The organism is Bradyrhizobium sp. P2_E8, from assembly GCF_056403875.1.
The window spans coordinates 1-5,935 of sequence record NZ_JBFUES010000571.1; the positions used below are offsets into that span (position 1 = coordinate 1).

General features: G+C 63.7%; 4 protein-coding genes and 1 pseudogene. 2 read left to right on the forward strand and 3 right to left on the reverse strand.

What is annotated here, in order from left to right:
* Positions 1-104: 104 nt before the first annotated feature.
* The 3 genes and pseudogenes from AC1D00_RS26730 to AC1D00_RS26740 form a co-directional block, all read right to left on the reverse strand.
* Positions 105-1,410 (reverse strand): annotated as a pseudogene (locus AC1D00_RS26730) (M20/M25/M40 family metallo-hydrolase).
* Positions 1,411-1,477: 67 nt separating this feature from the next.
* A complete protein-coding gene (locus tag AC1D00_RS26735) occupies positions 1,478-2,806 on the reverse strand; it encodes a glycosyltransferase family 87 protein (RefSeq protein WP_477012716.1) in 1,329 nt (442 codons plus the stop codon).
* Between the two features lie 134 nt (positions 2,807-2,940).
* Positions 2,941-4,563: a helicase HerA-like domain-containing protein gene (locus AC1D00_RS26740; RefSeq protein ID WP_477012717.1), complete on the reverse strand. Its 1,623-nt coding sequence runs from the start codon at positions 4,561-4,563 to the stop codon at positions 2,941-2,943.
* 339 nt (positions 4,564-4,902) lie between these two features.
* Here AC1D00_RS26740 and AC1D00_RS26745 point away from each other — a divergent pair, with 339 nt between their 5' ends.
* The gene (locus tag AC1D00_RS26745) at positions 4,903-5,268 is read left to right on the forward strand and encodes a DUF2267 domain-containing protein (protein ID WP_135172529.1); all 366 of its coding nucleotides are present in this window, start codon (positions 4,903-4,905) and stop codon (positions 5,266-5,268) included.
* A gap of 24 nt (positions 5,269-5,292) precedes the next feature.
* Positions 5,293-5,700 (forward strand): DUF4332 domain-containing protein, encoded by a 408-nt coding sequence (locus AC1D00_RS26750; RefSeq protein WP_027544157.1) that lies wholly within the window; start codon positions 5,293-5,295, stop codon positions 5,698-5,700.
* Positions 5,701-5,935 lie beyond the last annotated feature (235 nt).

Consider the following 5,935-nt stretch of genomic DNA (forward strand, 5'->3'; position numbering starts at 1 on the left):
CCGTCATTGCGAGGAGCTCTTGCGACGAAGCAATCCAGAGTGTTTCCGCGGAGGGATTCTGGATTGCTTCGCTTCGCTCGCAATGACGGGGATAGACCCTCGCCCTACTTCACCTCCGCGAGCGCCGCGAGGATCCGCGCCCAGGAGCGGATGCCCTTCTGGAAGCTGCGGAGGTCGTACTTCTCGTTCGGCGAGTGGATGTTGTCGTCGTCCAGGCCAAAGCCGACCAGCAGCGAGTCGAGCCCCAGCGTACGCTTGAAGTCGGCGACGATCGGGATCGAGGCGCCCGAGCCCATCAGCACGGTCTCCTTGCCCCATTCCTCCGTCAGCGCCTTGCTGGCGGCGGCGAGCGGCTTCATCTTCCAGTCGAGCGCGACCGCGGGCGCGGCGGAATGGTCGCCGAACTCGACCTTGCAGTCGCCCGGAAGCCGTGCCGTCACGTAGTCGCGGAAGGCCTTGCGGATCTTTGCGGGGTCCTGTCCCTCGACCAAACGGAACGAGATTTTTGCCGAGGCATGCGACGGGATCACCGTCTTGGAGCCTTCGCCGATGTAGCCGCCCCAGATGCCGTTGACGTCGCAAGTCGGACGCGAGGAGGCCTGTTCGATCAACAGCCGCCCCTTTTCGCCGGCCGGGATCGACAGGCCGATCGGCTTGAGGAACATCTCCGGCGTGAGATTGAGCTTCTTCCACTGTTCCAGGATATCGGGCGGCAGATCCTTCACGCCGTCATAGAAGCCGGGAATGGTGATGCGGTTGTCGTCGTCGAACAGCCCGCCGAGAATTTTCGTGAGCACCCGGATCGGGTTCATCGCGCTGCCGCCGAACACGCCGGAATGCAAATCGCGATTGGCGGCGGTGATCTTCAGCTCCTCATAGAGCAGGCCGCGCAGCGACGTCGTGATCGCCGGGGTATTGCGGTCCCACATGCCGGTGTCGCAGACCAGCACGTAATCGGCCTTGAACTCGTCCTTGTTGGCCTCGATGAAGGGCACGAAATTCTTCGAGCCGACCTCCTCCTCGCCTTCGATCAGGAAGGTGACGTCGATCGGCAGCGAGCCCGTCACCTTCTTCCAGGCGCGGCAGGCCTCGACGAAGGTCATCACCTGGCCCTTGTCGTCCTCGGCGCCGCGGGCGACGATGATCTTGCGGCCATCGGCATGATCGGTGACGACAGGCTCGAACGGCGGGCGATGCCAGAGGTCGAGCGGATCGACCGGCTGCACGTCGTAATGGCCGTAGAAGATCACATGCGGCCGTCCGCCCGCTCCGGTCTTGCCGACGATGGCGGGATGGCCGGCGGTCGACCTCACTTCGGTGGCGACGCCGCAGCGAGAACAGGCGCTCGAGGCTGTTGTCAAAATCCTTGTCGATGTGGTCGAGCACGGATTGAAGCTGCGCATTGGCCATGGTCGGATTCCTGACTTTTGAGTCTCAAGATGGCTTCTCAAGAGGTCTTCTCAAGAGGCCTTGGGTTTCAAGAGATCTTGGGTTTTAGCCCTGCCGGGGCGCCGGAGCTAGCCGCAACCGGCGGATGCCGGATGTGCCATGCGAGGCTGCCCGCGAGGATGGCGGTGGCGAGGAGATTATTGCCCCAGGCCTGGAAGGCAGTGGGAAACCACGGCAGCGACAGCAGCATGAGCAAGCCGGCCGCGCCGAGGGCAAGCCAGGTTCCCAGCCGCACATTCGCCCGTTCGTCGAAGGCGGCACGATGCATCAGCACCGTCATCGGGAAGAACAGCCACATGAAGTAGTATTGCCGCGCCAGGGGCGATGCCACCGTCATCAGGCAGAACAGGATGCCGAGCTCCTCGGCATCCGAGCGCGCCGTTCGCCGCGTTTGCCGTGGCATCACCGCGACGAAGCCGAGCCCGAGCAACACGGACACAGCGAGCACGATCCAGTTCGCCGTCCTGTAGTCGACGTCGATGATATTCATGGTGCGCAGCGGCTTGCCGGGATCCTCCTGATTGTAGTTGATCGGGCGGACCAGGCGGTGCGTGACGGCAATGATGGACTGGTTGACCCATGACCAGTTCTGCTCGTCGCGCTGGCCAAAGCCCTTTTCCGAGCTCGCCCCGACCATGCCCTGATACCAGGTCGCAAGCTCGGCCGCGTTGCGCTCGAAGCCGCGAATGGGCGCCGGCACGACGTAGAGAAGGATGCCGGTGAAGGCGACCGTCGCGACGACGGCGGCCCACTTCCGCCGCCAGACCAGATAGGGCAGCACCGCGATCGGAAACACCTTGATGGCGATCGCGAGCGCGAACATGAAGCCTGCGAGCCAGGCGCGCTGATGTTGCAGGCTCCAGAACCCGTAGAGCATCATCGCCAGCAGCACGAGGTTGGGCTGGCCAAGATCGAACATGTCGAACACGAAGGTCACGGTGACGAAAACCGGCAGTGCCTCCAGCCACGGACCGGCCCTGCGACCCGAGCCGGTCATGACATCGGTGAACGTCCCGGTGTACCACCACGCCAGCGCATTCAGGACCGACAGCACGATGTAGAGCGGGATCTTGCCGAACCAGCTCGGAATCGCGAGCAGGATCGCCGGCAGCGGCGGATAGATGAACTCGAAATACCCACCGGCGTTGGCGGGATAGAGTGCTCCCCCGTTCAGAACCTGCTGCCCGGCCCAGTACCACAGCCCATAGTCCTTGGTCTTGCCCCTGCCGAACAGCTCGGGACCGAGGACGTCCGCGGCCAGGATGAAGCAGCAAAGCAGGAAGAGCAGGTCTAGCGGCGCACGCAGCGACAGGCGTCTCGGCGTATCAGGTTTGGCTAACAAGTCGATTGAGCTCACAATAGGGTCCAGTCCGGCGGCGACATAGCACGTAGCAGACGGGCGGACGGTTGGTCAGTCCTTCACCTGAAATTGTACCCTTGACGAAGCGGCCGCGCCGGCGCGCGGATTGCCTCCAAATCCAGCTTGTCTGCCTACCGACGCAGCAAGCCGCCGAGCGCGCCGCGGACCAAGGTGCGGCCGATCGAGCCGCCGAGCTGGCCGCCGACCGACTTGCCGAGATTAGCGGCCATCCCCCCGATCACCTGGTTGGTCACCGATCGCGTCACGTCGCGCGCAATGACCTGGCCGGCCGACAGGCGGCCGCGCTTGACATTGGTGCCGAAGATGGTGCCGACAATCGAGCCGATCTGGCCGAGGATGCCGCCGYCGCTTCCGTCGGCCGGAGCGTCCGCGGTCGCCGCGGTGCCGGCGATGCGCTTCTGGATCATCTCGTAGGCGGACTCTTCATCAACGGCGGTGTCGTATTTGCCCTTCACCGGGCTCGCATCCATGATCGCCTTGCGCTCTTCCGGCGTGATCGCCCCGATCCGGGCCGATGGCGGCCGGATCATCACACGCTCGACCATCGCCGGCGTGCCGTTGCCTTCGAGGAAGGACACCAGCGCCTCGCCCTTGCCGAGCTCCATGATCACCTTGGCGGTGTCGAGCTTCGGGTTGGGCCGGAAGGTCTGGGCCGCAGCGGCGACCGCCTTCTGGTCGCGCGGGGTGAAGGCGCGCAGTGCGTGCTGCACCCGGTTGCCGAGCTGCCCAAGCACGCGGTCGGGTACATCGATCGGGTTCTGCGTCACGAAATAGACGCCGACGCCCTTCGAGCGGATCAGGCGGACCACCTGCTCGATCTTGTCCATCAGCGCCTTGGGCGCGTCGTTGAACAACAGATGCGCCTCGTCGAAGAAGAACACCAGCTTCGGCTTCGGCAGGTCGCCGGCCTCGGGCAGCTCCTCGAACAGCTCCGACAGCATCCACAACAGGAATGTCGCGTAAAGCCGCGGGCTCTGGAGCAGCTTGTCGGCGACCAGGATGTTGACCATGCCGCGGCCGTCGCGGTCGGTCTTCATGAAATCCTTCAGCGTCAGCGCCGGCTCGCCGAAGAACTTGGTGGCGCCCTGGTTCTCCAGCACCAGCAGCTGGCGCTGGATGGTGCCGACGGTGGCCTTGGTGACGTTGCCAAACCCCTGGGCGGCCTTGCGGATGTCGGCAAGCGGATCCGCGGCGGCGTCCGGCGCCTTCTTGCTGCTGTCGGGCACGATGGCATCGAGCAGCGCACGCAGATCCTTCATGTCGATCAGGACARGGCCGTTGTCGTCGGCGACGCGGAAGGCGACGTTGAGAACGCCCTCCTGCACGTCATTGAGGTCGAGCATGCGCGCGAGCAGAAGCGGCCCCATCTCGGTGACGGTCGCCCGCACCGGGTGGCCCTGCTCACCGAACACGTCCCAGAACACCGTCGAGAACTGGTCGGGCTGGAACGTCAGCCCCATCGCGGTGGCGCGCTTGACGATGAAGTCCGCGGGCACGCCGACCTCGGAGATGCCGGAGAGGTCGCCCTTGATGTCGGCCGCGAAGACCGGAACTCCCGCGCGCGCAAATCCCTCTGCCATGACTTGCAGCGACACCGTCTTGCCGGTTCCAGTTGCACCGGTGACGAGGCCGTGGCGATTGGCGAGCGCCAGCGTCAGCCATGCCTGCTCGTCTCCCTTGCCGACGAAAATCTTGTCGTCGGTGTCGCCGAGCTTGCTGTCCTGTGCGGTCATTATTTTCTCTGATCCATCTGCCGTGTTTCGCGTATTGAAACTCAAATGCCGGTTCCGCAGTTTACCGCATGTCGCACGCCGTTTGAAACCGTTCAAACACGATCCGATCTTGCGACATGGTCGGAAACCAAGTGGACGACATCGGCCGAAAGTAGGAACGGCGCGTTCGCACCGCGGTAATTTACTGCTGTTTTCATCTCCGCTCTTGCATCGCTGCAACACCTTTCGCGCGTTCGAAGCCGAATCGCATGTTCGCCTTGTATTTCACATCACACCGGCTCAAGATCGTTTTTCGAAAGCAATACTCCGGCATGCAAACCGGTTGAGGGGCGGGGTCTTATGGACGAGCTGATCGGGCGGCTGGCGACAAACGCCAGCATAGATAGTGCTGTCGCTGAAAAGACCGTCGGCATTATCCTGGGCTTCCTCCGCAGCGAGGGCCCTTCCGAGAACGTCGAAGCCCTGATCAGTCATATTCCCGGCGCGGAAGCGGCGATCGACGCGTCCAGGAGCGGCGGCGGACTGTCGCGGCTGATGGGCGGCGGCCTGATGGCCGTGGGCACGCGCCTGATGGGCCTGGGACTTGGCATGTCCGAGATTCAGAACATTGCCCGTGAACTTTTTCGCTTCGGCCGAGACAAAATCGGAGCGGATCAGGTGGGCAAGATCATCGCAGGGACGCCGGGCCTCAGCCAATTTGCCTGAGCTACGCTTTTCATATTGAGTATCATGACATATCCGATCTCCGAGATTGAGGGCCTGCCTGCCTTTGCCGCCAACAAGTTGAAGGCGCAGGGAATCCGCACCACCGACGCGCTGCTCGAGGCGGCCTCGACCGTGAAGGGACGCAAGGCGCTGTCCGCCAAGACCGGCATCAGCGAGCAGCAGCTCCTGGAATGGGCCAACGTCTCCGACTACATGCGCATTCCCGGGATGGGCCGGGCCAAGGTCGGCCTGGTGCGCGCCGCCGGCGTCACCACCGTGCGCGAGCTCGCCTATCGGAATCCGGCAAGACTCGCCCAGAGCATGCGCGAAGCCAACGAGAAGAAGAAGCTCGTCCGCATCCTGCCCTCGGAAAAATCGGTCGGCGACATCATCGCCAAGGCCAAGAAGCTGCCGCCGAAGATCACGTATTAGGGCTGCTGCTCACCGCATACGAGCTGACGCCACACCTTCGCCGGGACGACACCGGGGGTAAGAGTGGACGGCTGTCTCAACATCGTCATTGCGAGCGCAGCGAAGCAATCCAGACTGCCGCCACGGAAAGAATCTGGATTGCTTCGCTGCGCTCGCAATGACGGCGTGTGGGCAAGAGCATCGTTCCCTCACGGGCCCCGGAACGGATCGGAGCGACCGGATCGCCCCCCAATCC